Raw genomic sequence first — 15,643 nt, 5'->3', positions numbered from 1 at the left:
AGCCCCCAGCAAACCCGGGGCGATTCATAGCGCACTTTGGCCAGGACCGGGTACATCATCACCAGAAGGCCTGCAGCGATCGGCAGTGAGATGCCATCGACCTCCACTGCAGCCAGCGCGTCGCCGAGTCCGGTGACCCACCGGCCCAACAGCAGACCGGCCACCATCGCCGCCCCGATCCACACAGGCAGGAACCGGTCAAGCAATGACAACCTTCCTGCTACCGCCGCCTCGCCCCCACTCACTGCGAATCCTCACACGAACGGGACTCACCCTGCACTGCGGAGAGATCCTCCAGGAATCCGGAGAGTTGTTGCAACACAGACGCATTGATTCTGTAGTACACCCACGTAGACCGCCGGTCACTGGTCACCAGACCGGCCTCACGCAACACCTTCAGATGATGCGAGATCGTCGGCTGCGACAGATCGAACGGGCCCGAGATATCGCACACGCATGCTTCGCCACCAGGATGCGCAGCCACCTCCGACAACAGACGCAGCCGCACCGGATCCCCGAGCGCCTTCATCACAGGCGCCAGATCGCCGGCCCGATCGGCACCGAGCCCTTGGGAGACCGTTGCGAACAAACTCTGCTTCGACACCTTTCTATATTGACAGTTATCTAAATGGTCAGTCAAAACCCAGCTCTTCGCCCGACGCCCGGCATCCTGAACATGACACCTTCGGATGATCTGAGTTGCCAGCAGCGTTCCGCGGAACGCTGCCCGACCCCACCAACACCGCGGCCAGTCGCGACCACGACAACCGTTCCGTGACTGCTCGACCTCCTTGCACTTACGAAAGCAAGATGTCGTCAGTGCGCGAAACGCGCGGCTTGCTCCTGCAGGAAAGGCAAGACCAGGGAACTCACGCGCTCTGGATCGTCGAGATGCGGGTAGTGCCCGGATTCCGGCAGGGTGTGAATGTCAGCGCGCGGGAACGCTTCCCGTTGTCGTGGCGCCATGGAAACCGGCAGACCCCAGTCGGTTTCGCCCCAGAACACAAGAGCCGGTGTGTCATTGCGCCGAAGACGCTGAGCCAACATGGCGGCGTCGCCTGCGGGGTCCGGCATGGCACGGTAAACCTTCAGGATGGTCCTCCGTGTCGTGGCGGACATGTTGTCCCACATGGTTCGGATCGCCTCGTCGGGCAATTCACGGCGGCTGCGGAACCTCATCATCGCCGCGAACGAACGGTAGGAGGCTGTTGCCATCGTCAACTCCCCCACCACGGGAATACGGTAGGCCCGTGCCGCCCAGTGCCACCGGTAACCGAGCCACACTCCGGTGTTGAGCAGGGTCACGCTTCCCACCCGGCCGGGGTTGTCCGCGGCCCAGGTCAAGCCCCACGGGCCCCCGAAGTCGTGGACCACGAGGTGAGCCGTTCTGATGGCGAGCTCATCGAGCTGCTGACCTATGACGCCTGCATAGTCGACCGCCGAGTACCCGAACCCGTCGGGAACTCGGGCTTCACCGAATCCAGGCATGGGAAGGAGTCGTGTCGGCGCTACAGCGGCGGGGCTATGAGGCGCGGGCGATCGCCAACCCCCTGGAGAACCTCACCACCGATTCCGAGTACGTCGCGAGTTTTCTGAGGACAGTGCCCGCCCCGGTCGTCCTGGTCGGGCACTCCTATGGGGGTTCGGTCATCACCAATGCAGCGGCGGGGAACCCCGGCGTAAGGGCACTCGTCTACGTCGACGCCGCGGCTCCGGCCGTCGGAGAGACCAACGGCTCGCTGAGCGGAGCGGATTCCGTCCTGAAGAGGAAGCCAGACGCAGAACTGTTCGACACACTCCCGTATCCGGGCGCGCCCCCGGGAGCTGCCGACCTCTACCTGAAGAAAGACATCTTTGTGCGGCACTTCGCCGGCGACCTACCCGCCGTCCACGCCACCCGACTGTCGGCGACGCAGCGCGCGGCGTCGACCGCGGCCTTCGGCACGCCGTCGAAGTTCGCGGCGTGGCAGACCATCCCCTCGTGGTACTTCATCAGCAGTGGTGACCAGATCATCACGCCCACGTCGGAGAAGGCCATGGCACGGCGGGCGCGCTCACAGGTGACCATCTTCGACGGCGGGTCGCACCTGACCCTGATATCCCACCCGGAAGCAGTGACCGCCGTGATCGCACAAGCCATCGCGTCGGTGCGGTGACACCGCCGTCAGCTCGCCGTCGATGCAAGTACGAGCAGATCGCCACCGCCCCTCTGCTCCGCGGTGTTCACCGACCTGCGGGGTAGGCAACCTGCCCCCGCCGCCCGATGACCGCGCCTGAGCTGAGGATCGCCAGGTCCACATGGCCGGGGCCGAGAATGTGACGCACGTCCTCGCCGGAAGCCAGGAGATGGTCCGCGATGATCCGACGATGACACCGCCACCACACCGCCTCGGAGCACATCAAAGCCACGCGCGAGTTGTGGCCGATGTCGCGCAGATCGTCGAGAGCCCCGGCGAATTCATCGGACAACGCGTGGTCGGCGTAGTTGTGGAAGCTCCGGTTCTCCCACCAGCCGTTGACACCGGAAGGCACGTCTCTGCTCACCGGGCGTCGTCCAGTGAGAGCCTCTTCGCGCCGATACCGGACCCCCGCATCTTCGAGACCCAACGCAAGCGCGTCTTGGTTGAATTGTGGATATCGCTTCGAGCCGGGCAGTTTTCGGACGTCGACAACAAGCTCGATGTCGCTCTCGTGAAGCAGGCCCGCGAACTCGTCGAGAGTGTGGGTCGAGTGCCCGATGGTGAAGAACGGTTCTCTCCCGACGTCCCGCGCCGATCTCGTGGGTGCCGGCATGTCCTCATCGTAGGTGGTCGAATCGAGCCGGTGACCGGCCATCTGCACCCACCGTTGTGAGACGATTTCGACCAGTTGTCCCAAATCGGTCATCCGGGATCGCCGGACCTGCTCCAATGACAGAGACAGCACGGACGTCGGCGGTGACTGAGAGGTCGGGATGGCTAACTACTACCCAGAACTGGCAGAGCGAGTCGCGCGGCAGGCCGACGAGTTGCCCGAGCTGTACGGCGACTTCGACTTCGACACGACCCCGGAGCGATTCACCACCGACCCGGACGTGACGTCCGCACTGCCGCGCCGACTGGGCGATCGCAACAAGTACCTGAACGACCCGCGTCTGATGGAGTTGGTCCACACATCCACCTTCTTGGCCGATGTACCCGCCGATCGGGTCGCTGCCCTGGCTGCACGGTATCCGGTCTCCGAACTCGTGAATCTCGTCCGACGCGTATGCCGCGAGGGCGCGGATAACGTCTCCGACGCTCCCCCGGAGATCGGCGAACTCATCGCGGTGATGCAGGAGAAGCCCGACTGGATCGACTTCGGTCTCATCGACGACGGCGCTGCGTACTCCCGACTGTATGCCGCGCTCGTGTCACCCTTCATGACCCGGGGCGCATTCCTCGCGACCTTCACCAACAGCTATGCGGCACTGCCGATGACGATCACCGGCGCCTTGTCGGGCACCCGCGCCGCACACCGGGTCAACGAGACCACCGCCTACTTCGCGGTCACGGCACTGCCGGGCGGTCTCGAGCGCTTCAGCCCGGGTTTCGAGGCCACCGTGATGGTGCGGCTGATGCATTCGATGGTCCGGTTCAACGCGTTGCAGCGAACCGGCCGAAACAACAGCAAGAAGCGAACCTGGGATACCAGGGTCTATGGTCTGCCGGTCCCCCAGATCGATCAGTTCCCGGCGGGCATGATCGGGCCGTACCAGAAGGCCGACAAAGCAGTCAGAGCGAACCGCGATCTGCCCTACGACGAGCGGGCGATGGTCGAGTTCCACCGCTACCGCGGATTCCTGCTCGGCCTACCCGAAGAACTGCTGCCTGGTTCCGCACAGGAGATCGTCGATCTGTTCAACGCGCGCGCCGCAACCCTGCGCTACGGCTACGACGACGACTGCCGCAAACTCGTCAGCTCCACCATGGACGCCTACCTGCGCCCGTCTGCGAGCACTTTCGACCGTGCAGCGGACGCCGTCGAAAAGAGTTACAGCAAACTGGCTTTTACCGCCGCGTTCTGCGAGGGCAACTTCAAGAAGGCCGCCGACATGGGCGTCGACCTCTCGGTCACCGATCTCGCCCGTGCAGCGGCGACCGCGCCGTGGTTGACCAGCCGATTCGCTGCGGTCCGCTTCGCAGGCAGGCTCCCGGTGCTGCAGGATCTCGCCGACCAGTACATCACCGAGCTGGTCAAGCGACGCCTCGACGACTACGGAATCCCCGAGTACACAACGGATTCCCGCGAGTACGCGCACTGACAACCAGACCGGCGCCAGGTCGGGCGCAGTGGTCGGATCGAGCGGCACCCAAAGGTCAGGCGAGCCTCAGACCTGTCGGCACCCCGCTCGGGCGCTCGGAAGCGGGCGCCGGCGTGACGCCGGCCTCGGGAACAGCAGCAAGCGAGTCGTCTCGCTTGGTGCCGGGGCGCTCCATGCGGCGTTGGAAACGTTCCATGCCGACGGTGAACACCGTGAGCCCCACTGGGGCGAACAGTCCCACGATGAGTGCGACCATGCGTGTGCCTCCTGGCGTTCCGATACGTTGACCGGGAAGGTACATAACCATTCGTTCGTATCGGTAAACATCGGATTTCGTTGCCGGTTACCGGAGCCCGAGCGCGACCAAGCGGGTCAGCGGGTGTCGATTCGGAACACTCCACAGCGTCCTGCGACGGCGGCGAATGCATCGGGGGTGACGTCGGTGACCACGCCGGCGTCCTTCATCATCTTCGGGCCGTCGCTGCCCGACAGCTCAGGCCAGGCGCGGAGTACCGGGACCGCCTGGTCGGCGGGCAGTTCGACGAGCCGGACATCGGTCACGTCGCCGCGGATCGACAACTGTGCGAGTCCGTCGGCGGCGCGTACGTTGCGAGCCCAGTCGGCGCCGGGGAACCCCTCGAGAAGGTAACGCTCTCCGTCGAGGGTGATCACGGTCAGCGGCGTCCGCCGCGGCTTCCCGCTCTTTCTGCCGGGCACGATGAGGACCGGTAGCTCCTTCATCCCACCGAAGCGTTGGAGGAACAGGAACACCTTGTTCATCGGCTTCAGCCAGCGCGGAGGCGTGGCGGTTCGCGGTGACGTGGGCATTGGTCGCTCCTTCCGGCGCCTTACTCCGTACACCGTACTAGGTTTTCGGCGGCGCGTACACCACCAGCGGCCCGGTCAGCGTTGCACGTCGATCACCAGTCGTGTCGGATCGGTCAGCACATCGACAGTGAACGGCGCTCCGGGTTCGGACACGCCGATGAAAGACTGTGTGACGCCTTCGAATACGAGCGCACCCCGCACCTCCACCACCGAGCCACCGGGTTGCGCACGAACCGGATCGGGGCCGCCATACGGCTCGACGCCGCTGTCGCCGGGGTATGCCGACCCGGTGATCTGGACCTCCAGGATCGCCTCACCCGCGACGTCGACGGGGAAGCCACTTCCGTCCTGGAGCGCCTCGTGGACGTAGGCGACGCGCCAGCCGGGCCGCCCGCTTCCGCCCAGCTCGTAGACGACTCGATCGAATCCGTCGTGCGAGCCGGTCCGGATGTCGGTGACGGTGAGTCGGGCGCCCTCACCCGCGGGCGCGGTCTTCGGACTGGGGTTCCCGCCATCAATCGCGACATCGGACGGCGTCGAACCGGGCGTGGACGGAGGCGTCGACGTGACCGTCTCGGTCACCGTCGACGCGGCACCGCCGCCATCGTCAGGCTCACCGTCGACAGCAGAACACCCCGCGACGACGAAAGCAGCGACGAACGGGACCAGCGCGGCGCGCACACGCATCATGAGCGCCCACGCTACCGGGGGTCAGGGCCAGAAGATGGTGCCGTTCTGGAAGTCCTGGGCAAAGCGGCTGCCGATGCGGTACTCGCCACCGAGCGGGACGCCGTAGTACCCCTTCGCGGCCCCCTGCGCACGCCACTTCTGCATGATCCCGCCCCACACGATCTGGGCGCCGCCGTTCGCGGACCAGGTGATCGTGCCGCCCTGGAAGTCGCTGGTCCGTCCCTTGCCCGACTTGTACTCGTTGGTCGTCGGGAAGCCCAGCGCGCCACGCTCGGCGCCGATCTTCTGCCAGCGGGTCCGGATCGCGCCGCCGACCTGATGAGCCGTACCTCCATCGACGGCAGGGTGCCAATAGAACGAGACATCACGGGCGAAGCTCTGGTAACGACCATGCTTGGCCGAGGCTCGCTCGGGACCGGTCGGTGCGCCCCACTTCCAGGAACCACCGGTCTTGGAGTAGGCCTCCTCGATCTTCCCCCCGACAACGATCCCGTTGATCACCCGATCGGCGTGGGCGTTCGGAGCGAGAACAACGAGAGACATCGCGGCGGCCACGATCGCCAGGCCCACCGAGACATAGCGCGACCGGTGACGGCCGACGGCGGGGCGGGTGTCATCGGAGGCGCGTCGAAGCAGACACGAGAGACCAGACATGGGCGTGATCATACGGATGCAGCGGATACGCCGTTAGTTCAGCTCACGATCAAGTGGCTCGAATCAATCGATCACAGAGACGACACGAATAGCCGGAGCACCTGCTCAATAACGTCTTCTCGTTAGCTCAACCGGGTGACGTTTCGGCGTTTCGCGACGTTTTCCAGCGATGCTCTCTAGCTTTGGTCCAGACCTGAGCGGCGGAGGCCCTATGAGCGATCAGACATCCCGAAACGATGCGACCGAGGTGTCCGCCGAATTCGGGTACAAGCCAGAACTCAAACGCACCCTCGGGTCCTTCCAGGTGTTCGCCGTCTCCTTCGCGTTCATCTCGGTGGCGGTCGGCATCTTCGGCACCTACGGGATGTTGCTGAACAACTCGGGGCCGGTGGGGATCTGAACCTGGCTGATCGCGTTGGCCGGCCAGTTGCTCGTGGCACTGGTCATCGCACAGTTCGCCGCACGCATCCCGCTCAGCGGTTCGTCGTATCAGTGGGCCTCACGACTGGCCAACCCGCGCGTGGGGTGGATCTTCGGTTGGCTGACCTTCTGCTATCTGGTCACCGGCCTGATGGCGATCGACTTCGCAATGGCCAGCCAATGCCTGATGCCGCTCTTCAACATGGCACCCGACGAACAGACCGCCCGCGTGATCACGGTGGTCGTCCTGCTCGTGCAGGCAGCCCTGGCGATCGCATCCACCCGACTCGTCGGACTGATCAACTCCTTGGCCGTGGGGGTCGAGGTCACCATTGTGATCGTGCTCGTCATCGCCTTGCTCGTGGCAGTGGCCGTCACCGGCGACGGCTCGGTCAGCAATCTCGGATCACGCGGCGTCGCAGTGGATTCGGCGAACTACTTCGCCTTCGGTGGCGGCCTGATGGCGGTGATGATCGTCGGCCTGGCGACCCTGGTCGGCTTCGAATCGGCGGCCAACATGGCCGAGGAAGCCAAGGATCCCCATCGCACGGTCCCCCGGGCGATCGTGGGTTCCGTTGCCGCCGCCGGCATCCTGGGGATGTTGTTCCTCATCGGTCTGACGGTGGCCATCGACGACATCGCGAAGGTGACCGCCTCGGGGTCGCCGGTGGCGACGATCATGCGCGACCAACTCGGCGCCCCCACCGAACGAATCCTGCTGGTGGTCATCGCCATCGCCTTCTTCGGTGGCGGGCTGGTCTCGATGACCTCATGCGCACGTATCGTGTTCGCGATGTCGCGCGACCGCCGCTTCCCCGCCCACCGCCTCATGAAGCAGGTCAGCCCCCGAACTCAGACCCCGATCCCCGCGACAGTGCTCCCACTGGTGATCGGGATCATCGCGATGATCGCGATCCCAGGCGACGCGCTCATCGAACTCATCACTGCAGGAACCTTGTTCCCCGCAATCACCTACGGACTCGTCGTCACGCTGTACCTGGTCGTGCGCAAGCGCCTCGATCGACGGACCGGAGCCTTCGACCTCGGCCGATTCGAGCTGCCTGTCGCAGTGGTCGCTCTGGTGTGGACGGTCTGTGCGATCGTCATCCTCGTGTCCCCCACCGACGCGACCGTCCCGGTCATCATCGTCGGAGGTCTGATTCTCCTCGGCAGCGTCTACTTCGCCTTCATGCTGGTCTTCCGGCGACAGGTCCTCGACACCGAACCCGGCCACGACGTCTTCGGTGGAACCGACGAGCGCCCCCGCGAACACCCGGCCGCCGAGGATGTCGACATCTGAACCGGTCGTTTGGTTCGCGACTAGTCGTAGAGGACCGCTCGTCCTTCCCGCCTCAGGACTTCGAGTCCCTCGCGGAACCGCTGGAGGTAATCCGGGGAATGCGGCTCCCAGTCGGTCATCTCCCCGACGACCCGGACGGGTCGGTCGCTGCGATACGAATGCGTCGGGTTGCCCGGGAACTTCTTGTCCGTCACGTTCGGATCGTCTTCCACCGAGCCTTGCGGTTCGACGATGTAGACCCTACAACGGCCGTCACCTCGGGCCATTTCGGCAGCCAGGACCGCGCCGTCCAGGACCTTCGTCATGTAGATGTAGTTGGAGGTGTGCTCGGGCCGATAGTTCGACTGATGGCCCGGCACCAGGTACTCACCCACCTGCAGGTCCGCTCTGGTGCCATGGAACAACGCACCGGACTCGTGCACCTCGAATCGTTCGGGTGTATCTGCCATGTTCGCCACTGAAGAACCCTCCCGCCGCACAGTTGCCGAGCCATTGTGCATTCGCTCCGGGGCCTTGCCGCAAGCCCCGTACCCGGCGATACACTGAAGGTGGAACGACACATTTTCGTCGTGTCCGGTCACGATTTGCTCACCCCGAAACCGCCGCTGCCGTGGTTCAATTCGTCGTGCGCGTAAGTCACTTGATCGCAACCGCCACTGCGGCTGTCCTCGCCGTCGGAACCGTCGGGTGCTCTGCCGGGTCCGAGAAGCCGGCCCCACAGTCGTCCGCGGTGGCCACGACAACTCAGACTCCGACGGCGGCTCCGCCCGTCCCCGAGTCCTCTGATGGACTCCGCATCGAACGGATCGAGTATCTCGACCCCGCCGACGCCGACGCTGCCGAGAACTGGGCCAACCTCTATCTACCGGCCGGCGACCACGAGGACGGGTCCGTTCCACTGGTCACCATCATCCACGGCGGCGGCTGGGAAAGCCGCGCCGGCGCAGAACAATTCGACGACATGGCGCGTGACCTGGCCGTCCGCGGACTCGCCGTCTACAACCTCGAGTATCGCCGGGTCGGCACCGGCGGCGGATGGCCGACGACCTTCCACGACGTCGCCCGCGCACTCGACCACGTACCCACGATGGCCGAGGCACATCCGGAACTCAGCATCGACGACGAACTGGTGATCGGCCACAGCGCCGGAGCACAACTGGCCGTCTGGGGCGGCACCCGGCACCGACTCGACGACGACGAAGTGGGCTCGCGTCCGGCTTTCGTCCCGTCCCGCGTGGTGTCCATCTCCGGCCCACTGGACATGCGCTACGCCGTGAACCACGGCAACGGCCGGGTCATCAAGCAGATCCTCGGCGGCACACCCGATCAGGTACCCGAGCGATACGCGTCGGTGGACCCGATCCAGAACCTCGACCCCGATCTGCCCGTCATCCTCTTCCACGGTCTCGCCGACGACGACGTGCACCCGAACAACTCCCGGCACTACACCGCCGCAGTCCACGCGGCCGGCGGCAGAGCGGAGTTGAATCTGGTGGACGGTGAAACGCACACCTCACTGGTCCACCGCCAGTCCCCCGCCTACCAGCAGATTCTCGACCGGCTCACCGTCGTGGCCACCACCGAACTCGCGAAGCTCCGCAACGAGTGACGGACACGCTCCTCACCTCAGCCGACGGGCGAACACGCGGTCCGCTCGAACGCGCGGGCACAACCGACACGTCGGCTAATCGCCAGCGGGGTCGCTGCCGTCGCCGGTCACCGGCAGCGCAGCGAGCGAGGTCACCGCGATCGCCGTCAGCTCCGTTCGGTCCACCCGGCCGTTCGCCAGGATCTCCATACCTCGGGTGACCGCCACGAAGACCCCTCAGGCGCGTTCCATCACCGGTAGCGAACTGTTCGTCGACGGCGGCGATTCGCAGGTGTGACGAGCACGTCGCCCCGCGGGGCAACGCCTACCGGCAACGGCGAGCCCTGCCGAGGGTCGAGGCGAGTGGGTACGCGTTTGACGCCGTTCGCGCCCGGGGTATCCGACTCCGCACACAAACTTCTGTGGGAGGCCAACGGTGAACAGCAGCGAAACACGGTCAGGTCGGGTCTCGGCGCCGTCCTTCGCCCTACCGGGGGTGGTTCTCGGCGTCGGGTTGGGCGGGTTCATCGACGGAATCCTTCTCCATCAGATCCTGCAGTGGCATCACATGCTGACGAGCACCGACAGCGACCGCATCGGGCTCGACCACTACCCTGCCGACACCGTGCACGGTCTCGAGATCAACACCCTCTGGGACGGACTGTTTCACACCTTCACCTGGCTCGCCGTACTCGTCGGGCTCGCGCTGCTGTATTCGCGCGTCACCCGATCCCGGCAACGGTTGTGGGCCTCTCGCGCACTATGGGGTTGGGTTCTCGTCGGGTGGGGTCTGTTCAACCTCGTCGAAGGGGTCGTCGATCACCACATCCTCGGTATCCACCACGTCCGCACCGGTGACAACCAAACCCTGTGCGACGTCGGCTTTCTGATCCTGGGCGCGGTCCTCGTGCTGGCCGGATGGGCACTTCAGCGATCTGCCGCACCACTTGCGACGCCGGCGGCGAAGCAGCACACCTCGACGTCGTCGTGAACGTCGCCCACCAGGCAGAACCAGGCGCGGTGTCCGCCGGTGCCCTGGCGGCGATGGCGGTCCTCGTCCTGGCCGCAGCGGTCTACCTCGTCGCCGCACGCCGATGCCATGGGGAGCCCCGCGGATGGAACCACTGGCGCACCGTCAGCTTCCTGCTCGGGCTGATCCTGCTGGGATTCGCGTTGCGGCCCAGCACATCCGGATCATTTCCGGACCACATGATCGGCCACCTCCTGCTCGGCATGTTCGCGCCGCCGGGCCTCGTCCTGGGCGCACCCATGACGTTGCTCCTACGGACCGCGCCACCATCGACGACCCGGCCGCTGGTGCATCTGCTCAGATCCCGGCCGGCCCGTATCTTCACGCACCCCGCATTCCTGCTCACCGCGGTCATCGGCGGATTGGTTGCGCTCTACTTCACGCCACTGTTCGCCATCGCCGACGAGCATGCCGCGGTGCATGCAGCGATCCACGCGCACTTCTTCATCTCCGGTTATCTGTTCGCCTGGATGATCGCCGGCCCCGACCCGGGTCCGGACCGCCCATCGGTGCGGATGCGGATCGTGGTGCTCGGTATCGCGGTTCTCGGGCACGCCGTCGTCGCGCAACTGATCTATGCCGGCCTGTTCGTCGCCGTCGACGCTCCGCCGGATGAGCTCCGAACCGGCGGCACGCTCATGTACTACTGGGGCGACATCGCCGAGATCCTGCTGGCCTTGGCGCTCCTCCTCACGTGGCGGCCGGACCATCGCGGGACGGCCGAGAACCGGGGCCGCCCAGCGACGCAGGCCGTCCCCGGATGATCTCGAAGCAGTTTGTGGCGCCGGCCGGACAAGATTGCCCCCACCCCTCTATGTGAGATCTGAGCGATCTGGTCGGTCCACCTTCGATTCTCGACTCGACACCGGCAAAACCGCCGACGACAGCAGAGCCAGCTTCTCGGCGTCCGCGCTACCCGGTTCCGGATGGAAGACGACGAGTTCGAGCCCCGGTGTCCCGTCGATGCTCATCCGCTCCCGGTACAGCGTCATCTCCCCGACCGTCGGATGATCGAACTGCATCGGGGCGCCGAACTGTGCCTTGACGTCGTGCCTTGCCCAGAGTTCGCGGAACCACGGACTCGCAAGGGACAACTCGCCCACCAGCTCGACGAACCGCGGGTCGTCGACGTCGGTGCCGACCGCTCGACGCAGGTTGCCGATCAAGCATCGCGTCGAGTTCCGCCAGTCCGGGTACAGGGCTTGATCAGCGGGTTCCAGGAACATGTCCCGAAGTTGGTTCCGCCCCACCGCGAACCGCGGTGACAGCGCCGTCGCCGAGGCGTTGGCGACCAGGATGTCGAAGTAGCGGCCCTCGACGTACGCAGGCTGACCGAGGCTCTCCACCAGTTTCTGAACGCCCACCGGCACAACCTCTTTGCGAATACGTCGGCGGGGTCGTCGGGGTTGGTCACCCACCAACGACAACAGATAGGCGACGTGGTCGTCGTTGAGCTGAAGGACCCGCGCCAGCGACTCGAGGACCTGCGTCGACGGGTTCCGGTCGCGGCCGCGCTCCAGGCGCAGGTAATAGTCCGCGCTGATCCCCGCGAGCATCGCGACCTCCTCGCGCCGCAGGCCCGGCACGCGTCGCACCCCGACCTCCGGGATGCCCGCCTGTTCCGGGGCCACGAGCCCGCGGCGCGCCTTCAGATACTCGCCGAGCGTGTTGGGCCGGTTGGTCATGTCATTCAGCCTAGGTCGAGCCGCGCGGATGAGAGGGGGTCCTGCCACACCCTGGGACAACCGGAGCACTGCCGGATCGCGCGACGCATCCATAGCGTCGACGACACGGCCCACCTCGGGCACAGACGGAAGGGATCCACCCATGACAGTCACTCTCATCACCGGGGCCAACAAGGGAATCGGTTTCGAGACGGCCCGCCGGCTGACCCGGCTCGGGCACACCGTCTACATCGGCGCGCGGGACGCCGAGCGGGGCGAGAAGGCCGCCGCCGAAGCCGGTGCGCGGTTCGTGCAACTCGATGTCACCGACGATTCATCGGTCGCCGCCGCGCTCGCCCGGATCGACGCTCTCGAGGGACGCCTCGACGTACTGGTGCACAACGCCGGGATCTCCGGCGATTGGATCGTCGACGGTCCGACCGCTACGCGGGTCTTCGACACCAACGCCGTGGGCATCGTCCGGGTCACCGAGGCGGCACGTCCACTGCTCCGCGAATCCGATCACCCACGGGTCGTCACGGTGTCCAGCAGTGCCGGATCGTTCTGGGCCGTGACGAACCCCGATCGTCCCGAACACGGTTTGACCGCCACGCTGTACGCCGCGTCGAAATCCGCGGCGACGATGCTCACACTCCAGTATTCGAAGGCCGAACCGGCGATCAAGTTCAACGCGGTCGAACCCGGCTTCACAGCGACCGACATGACGGCCTCGACCGGGATGAGCGGCGGACGGCCCGCCGAGGACAGTGCGCGTACCGTCGTGCGCCTGGCAACGATCGGCCCCGACGGGCCGACCGGAACCCTGCAGGACGAGAACGGAATCCTCCCCTGGTGAAGGCGGGTTTGGGCCCCGCTCGGCGGGGTTACGCTGGGACGTGGTCTTCCAACGCGATGTCGCACCCGGAATTCATCGCCTCGAACACGCGTACACCAACCAGTACCTGGTCGAGGACGGCGACCGACTCGTGATCGTCGACGCCGGACTGCCCCGGTCGTACGGCCCGCTGCTCGACGCGATCCATCAGTTGGGTCGCGATGTCGACGCGGTGTCCGCGCTGATCATCACCCATGGGCACTTCGATCACGTGGGCACCGCACGGCGCCTGGCCAAACACTGGCGCATACCGGTGCACATCCATCGCGACGACGCGTGGCTCGCCGCTCATCCCTATCGATACGCGCACCAGAACGCCACCCGATTCGGGGTTCCGCTGCGCAACCCGCCGTCGTGGAAACTGCTCGGCCGCATGGCCTTTGCCGGAGCCTTCCAGGTCCGCGGAATCGACGAGGCCCAAGTGACCACCTTCGACGACGCCGCCGAGCTCCCAGGGAAGGCCACGGTGGTGCCGACCCCCGGACACACCTTCGGCCACGTCTCCCTGCACTTCCCCGACCGCGACGCGGTGATCGCCGGCGACGCACTGGTCACCCTCGACCCCTACACCGGGGCACACGGGCCCCGGTTGATCGCCGGGTCCGCGACCGCCGATCTGGAGCGGAACAGGGCGTCGCTCGACGCCCTGGCGAGCACCGGCGCGAAGTCCGTCCTGCCCGGGCACGGCGTCCCGTGGCACCACGGTGCGGCGGCGGCCGTGGAGCGCGCACGCCACACCGACAGCTGACACCGGACGGGCCGCTCAGTCGAGACGTTCGTAGATCGTCGCGTTCGCGAGACCGCCTGCCTCACACATCGTCTGGAGCAGGTAACGCCCACCCCGTTGCTCGAGCGCGTTCAGGCCGGTGGTGGCCAGACGGGCTCCGCTGGCTCCCAGCGGGTGACCGAGGGCGATCGCCCCGCCGTTGACGTTCACCTTCTCCAGGTCGACGCCGAGCTCCTGGACCCAGGCCAGTACGACCGGCGCGAAGGCCTCGTTGACCTCGAACAGGTCGATGTCGGCCAGGTCGAGTCCGCTGCGCGCGAGCACCTTCCGGGTCGCCGGGATGATTGCGGTGAGCATCAGGAGCGGATCATCGCCGGCCACCGCGATCGTGTGGACCCGCGCCCGCGGGCGCAGCCCCAGCTCCGCCGCCTTCTCCTCGCTCATGACGAGGACGGCCGCCGACCCGTCGCTGATCTGGCTGGCACTGGCGGCGGTGATCTTCCAGTCGATCTCGGGGAACCGCTGCTCGATCGCCTCGTCGTGGTATGCGGGTCGGAGGCCACCCAGACTCTCGAGGGTGCTGCCCACCCGAATCCCCTCGTCCGCGGTCAAACCGGCGATCGGTGCGAGCTCGGCGTCGAACAACCCGTTCTTGGTCGCCTGCGCCGCCAGTTCGTGTGAGCGCAGGGAGAACTCGTCGATCGCCGTCCGGGAGATGCCCCATCGCGCGGCGATCAGTTCGGCGGAGATGCCCTGCCCGACAAGTCCATCCGGGTAGCGCTCGTCGAACGCGACACCGTTCAGGTCCGACGCACCCACCGCGGCCGAGCCCATCGGAACCCGAGACATCGATTCGACTCCCGCGGCCACGACCACGTCGTAGGTGCCCGCGATGACTCCCTGGGCCGCGAACGCGATCGCCTGCTGTCCGCTGCCGCACTGGCGGTCGATCGACACACCGGGCACCGACTCCGGATAGCCCGCCGCCAGCAGTGCGCGTCGTGCGATGTTGAAGCTCTGCTCGCCCACCTGACTGACGACTCCGGTGATGACGTCGTCGATCTCCGCCGGATCGATGCCCGTGCGGTCGACGATCGCCCGGAGACTGTGCGCGAGAAGGTCGACCGGATGGACGTCGTGCAACCCACCCGAGGGCTTCCCCTTCCCGATCGGAGTGCGTACCGCGTCCACGATGACTGCAGTTGCCATGTCTGACCTCCATCTAGGCGGATCGTCGCCGACGATCCGAAGGTGGCTGACTTTTGTCGGCCATAGTCAGAGATCTACGCCCTGACTATGGTCCTGTCAAGCCAGGGTAGGATGGATCACATGATGAAGCTGGTGGGACCGCTCGCGGAACGTGACCGGTGGGAGGCGACGCACTGCTCGATCGCCAAGGCGGTCGAGCTGGTCGGTACCCGATCGGCGATCCTGATCCTGCGTGAGGCGTTCTACGGCGCGACCCGGTTCGACCAGTTCGCCCGCCGGGTCGGCATCACCGATGCGGTCGCGTCGGCGCGGTTGAAAGAGCTCACCGAGGCGGGTGTTTTCACGAAGGTCCCGTA

20 protein-coding genes and 1 pseudogene are annotated in these 15,643 nt (G+C 66.1%); 9 read left to right on the top strand and 12 right to left on the bottom strand.

Going from position 1 to position 15,643, the window contains the following annotated elements; all coding sequences use genetic code 11:
- The 3 genes from OK17_RS14270 to OK17_RS14260 form a co-directional block, all read right to left on the bottom strand.
- On the bottom strand, window positions 1–245 hold a 245-nt coding region (locus tag OK17_RS14270), incomplete at its 3' end, for an arsenic resistance protein (protein WP_461417834.1).
- Window positions 242–529 carry an ArsR/SmtB family transcription factor gene (locus tag OK17_RS14265; protein WP_461417835.1) on the bottom strand — a complete coding sequence of 96 codons (288 nt, stop codon included), beginning with the start codon at window positions 527–529 and terminating at the stop codon, window positions 242–244. The genes OK17_RS14270 and OK17_RS14265, both read right to left, overlap by 4 nt.
- A 287-nt stretch (window positions 530–816) precedes the next feature.
- Entirely contained in the window at window positions 817–1,488 is a 672-nt protein-coding gene (locus tag OK17_RS14260) for an alpha/beta fold hydrolase (protein WP_461417833.1), read from the bottom strand.
- An 11-nt stretch (window positions 1,489–1,499) separates the two neighbouring features.
- On the opposite strand from OK17_RS14260, the gene OK17_RS14255 reads away from it, so the two are divergent.
- On the top strand, window positions 1,500–2,156 hold the full coding sequence (locus tag OK17_RS14255; RefSeq protein WP_232715356.1) for an alpha/beta hydrolase: 657 nt from the start codon (window positions 1,500–1,502) through the stop codon (window positions 2,154–2,156).
- A 67-nt stretch (window positions 2,157–2,223) separates the two neighbouring features.
- Here the strand turns inward: OK17_RS14255 and OK17_RS14250 are convergent, their stop codons facing one another.
- Window positions 2,224–2,793: a DUF488 domain-containing protein gene (locus OK17_RS14250; RefSeq protein ID WP_232715430.1), complete on the bottom strand. Its 570-nt coding sequence runs from the start codon at window positions 2,791–2,793 to the stop codon at window positions 2,224–2,226.
- A 160-nt stretch (window positions 2,794–2,953) separates the two neighbouring features.
- Here OK17_RS14250 and OK17_RS14245 point away from each other — a divergent pair, with 160 nt between their 5' ends.
- Window positions 2,954–4,282 carry an oxygenase MpaB family protein gene (locus OK17_RS14245; protein WP_232715357.1) on the top strand — a complete coding sequence of 443 codons (1,329 nt, stop codon included), beginning with the start codon at window positions 2,954–2,956 and terminating at the stop codon, window positions 4,280–4,282.
- Window positions 4,283–4,337: 55 nt separating this feature from the next.
- On the opposite strand, the gene OK17_RS14240 is transcribed toward OK17_RS14245, so the two are convergent.
- From OK17_RS14240 to OK17_RS14225, 4 genes are all read right to left on the bottom strand, one after another.
- Window positions 4,338–4,538 (bottom strand): hypothetical protein, encoded by a 201-nt coding sequence (locus OK17_RS14240; protein ID WP_232715358.1) that lies wholly within the window; start codon window positions 4,536–4,538, stop codon window positions 4,338–4,340.
- A 116-nt stretch (window positions 4,539–4,654) separates the two neighbouring features.
- Entirely contained in the window at window positions 4,655–5,110 is a 456-nt protein-coding gene (locus OK17_RS14235; protein ID WP_232715359.1) for a nitroreductase/quinone reductase family protein, read from the bottom strand.
- Window positions 5,111–5,185: 75 nt separating this feature from the next.
- Entirely contained in the window at window positions 5,186–5,800 is a 615-nt protein-coding gene (locus tag OK17_RS14230) for an AMIN-like domain-containing (lipo)protein (RefSeq protein ID WP_232715360.1), read from the bottom strand.
- A 21-nt stretch (window positions 5,801–5,821) separates the two neighbouring features.
- Entirely contained in the window at window positions 5,822–6,454 is a 633-nt protein-coding gene (locus OK17_RS14225; RefSeq protein ID WP_232715361.1) for an LGFP repeat-containing protein, read from the bottom strand.
- A 211-nt stretch (window positions 6,455–6,665) separates the two neighbouring features.
- Here OK17_RS14225 and OK17_RS14220 point away from each other — a divergent pair.
- A pseudogene (locus OK17_RS14220) lies at window positions 6,666–8,174 on the top strand (APC family permease).
- Between the two features lie 20 nt (window positions 8,175–8,194).
- On the opposite strand, the gene arr reads toward OK17_RS14220, so the two are convergent.
- On the bottom strand, window positions 8,195–8,623 hold the full coding sequence (gene arr / locus OK17_RS14215) for an NAD(+)--rifampin ADP-ribosyltransferase (protein WP_461417831.1): 429 nt from the start codon (window positions 8,621–8,623) through the stop codon (window positions 8,195–8,197).
- A 281-nt stretch (window positions 8,624–8,904) separates the two neighbouring features.
- Between arr and OK17_RS14210 the strand changes: the two genes are divergently transcribed.
- Window positions 8,905–9,783 (top strand): alpha/beta hydrolase, encoded by an 879-nt coding sequence (locus OK17_RS14210; protein ID WP_232715364.1) that lies wholly within the window; start codon window positions 8,905–8,907, stop codon window positions 9,781–9,783.
- A gap of 75 nt (window positions 9,784–9,858) precedes the next feature.
- Here OK17_RS14210 and OK17_RS14205 read toward each other — a convergent pair whose 3' ends face one another.
- Complete coding sequence (locus tag OK17_RS14205; RefSeq protein WP_269784476.1) at window positions 9,859–9,990, bottom strand: hypothetical protein; 132 nt, start codon at window positions 9,988–9,990, stop codon at window positions 9,859–9,861.
- 208 nt (window positions 9,991–10,198) lie between these two features.
- On the opposite strand from OK17_RS14205, the gene OK17_RS14200 reads away from it, so the two are divergent.
- Window positions 10,199–10,753 (top strand): DUF2243 domain-containing protein, encoded by a 555-nt coding sequence (locus OK17_RS14200; protein ID WP_461417830.1) that lies wholly within the window; start codon window positions 10,199–10,201, stop codon window positions 10,751–10,753.
- Complete coding sequence (locus OK17_RS14195) at window positions 10,681–11,556, top strand: cytochrome c oxidase assembly protein (protein ID WP_232715366.1); 876 nt, start codon at window positions 10,681–10,683, stop codon at window positions 11,554–11,556. The genes OK17_RS14200 and OK17_RS14195 overlap by 73 nt, the downstream gene beginning before the upstream one ends.
- 48 nt (window positions 11,557–11,604) lie before the next feature.
- Here the strand turns inward: OK17_RS14195 and OK17_RS14190 are convergent, their stop codons facing one another.
- Complete coding sequence (locus OK17_RS14190) at window positions 11,605–12,477, bottom strand: helix-turn-helix domain-containing protein (protein WP_232715367.1); 873 nt, start codon at window positions 12,475–12,477, stop codon at window positions 11,605–11,607.
- Between the two features lie 142 nt (window positions 12,478–12,619).
- Here OK17_RS14190 and OK17_RS14185 point away from each other — a divergent pair, with 142 nt between their 5' ends.
- Both OK17_RS14185 and OK17_RS14180 read left to right on the top strand, forming a co-directional pair.
- Window positions 12,620–13,312, top strand: coding sequence for an SDR family NAD(P)-dependent oxidoreductase (locus tag OK17_RS14185; protein WP_461417829.1), 693 nt, complete (start codon window positions 12,620–12,622; stop codon window positions 13,310–13,312).
- 40 nt (window positions 13,313–13,352) lie between these two features.
- Window positions 13,353–14,099 carry an MBL fold metallo-hydrolase gene (locus OK17_RS14180; RefSeq protein ID WP_461417828.1) on the top strand — a complete coding sequence of 249 codons (747 nt, stop codon included), beginning with the start codon at window positions 13,353–13,355 and terminating at the stop codon, window positions 14,097–14,099.
- 15 nt (window positions 14,100–14,114) lie between these two features.
- Here the strand turns inward: OK17_RS14180 and OK17_RS14175 are convergent, their stop codons facing one another.
- The gene (locus OK17_RS14175; RefSeq protein WP_232715370.1) at window positions 14,115–15,287 is read right to left on the bottom strand and encodes an acetyl-CoA C-acyltransferase; all 1,173 of its coding nucleotides are present in this window, start codon (window positions 15,285–15,287) and stop codon (window positions 14,115–14,117) included.
- Between the two features lie 120 nt (window positions 15,288–15,407).
- On the opposite strand from OK17_RS14175, the gene OK17_RS14170 reads away from it, so the two are divergent.
- On the top strand, window positions 15,408–15,643 hold a 236-nt coding region (locus OK17_RS14170; protein ID WP_461417827.1), incomplete at its 3' end, for a winged helix-turn-helix transcriptional regulator.

The organism is Gordonia sp. GN26, from assembly GCF_054823965.1.
This window is presented reverse-complemented; position numbering and strand designations above follow the sequence as displayed.

Excerpts from the sequence above, each read along its gene's own strand:
- OK17_RS14265 (WP_461417835.1), bottom strand. The coding sequence starts at position 529 with ATGAAGGCGCTCGGGGATCCGGTGCGGCTGCGTCTGTTGTCGGAGGTG.
- OK17_RS14260 (WP_461417833.1), bottom strand. The coding sequence starts at position 1,488 with ATGCCTGGATTCGGTGAAGCCCGAGTTCCCGACGGGTTCGGGTACTCG.
- OK17_RS14250 (WP_232715430.1), bottom strand. The coding sequence starts at position 2,793 with ATGCCGGCACCCACGAGATCGGCGCGGGACGTCGGGAGAGAACCGTTC.
- OK17_RS14245 (WP_232715357.1), top strand. The coding sequence starts at position 2,954 with ATGGCTAACTACTACCCAGAACTGGCAGAGCGAGTCGCGCGGCAGGCC.
- OK17_RS14240 (WP_232715358.1), bottom strand. The coding sequence starts at position 4,538 with ATGGTCGCACTCATCGTGGGACTGTTCGCCCCAGTGGGGCTCACGGTG.
- OK17_RS14235 (WP_232715359.1), bottom strand. The coding sequence starts at position 5,110 with ATGCCCACGTCACCGCGAACCGCCACGCCTCCGCGCTGGCTGAAGCCG.
- OK17_RS14230 (WP_232715360.1), bottom strand. The coding sequence starts at position 5,800 with ATGATGCGTGTGCGCGCCGCGCTGGTCCCGTTCGTCGCTGCTTTCGTC.
- OK17_RS14225 (WP_232715361.1), bottom strand. The coding sequence starts at position 6,454 with ATGTCTGGTCTCTCGTGTCTGCTTCGACGCGCCTCCGATGACACCCGC.
- arr (WP_461417831.1), bottom strand. The coding sequence starts at position 8,623 with ATGGCAGATACACCCGAACGATTCGAGGTGCACGAGTCCGGTGCGTTG.
- OK17_RS14195 (WP_232715366.1), top strand. The coding sequence starts at position 10,681 with ATGGGCACTTCAGCGATCTGCCGCACCACTTGCGACGCCGGCGGCGAA.
- OK17_RS14190 (WP_232715367.1), bottom strand. The coding sequence starts at position 12,477 with ATGACCAACCGGCCCAACACGCTCGGCGAGTATCTGAAGGCGCGCCGC.
- OK17_RS14185 (WP_461417829.1), top strand. The coding sequence starts at position 12,620 with ATGACAGTCACTCTCATCACCGGGGCCAACAAGGGAATCGGTTTCGAG.
- OK17_RS14175 (WP_232715370.1), bottom strand. The coding sequence starts at position 15,287 with ATGGCAACTGCAGTCATCGTGGACGCGGTACGCACTCCGATCGGGAAG.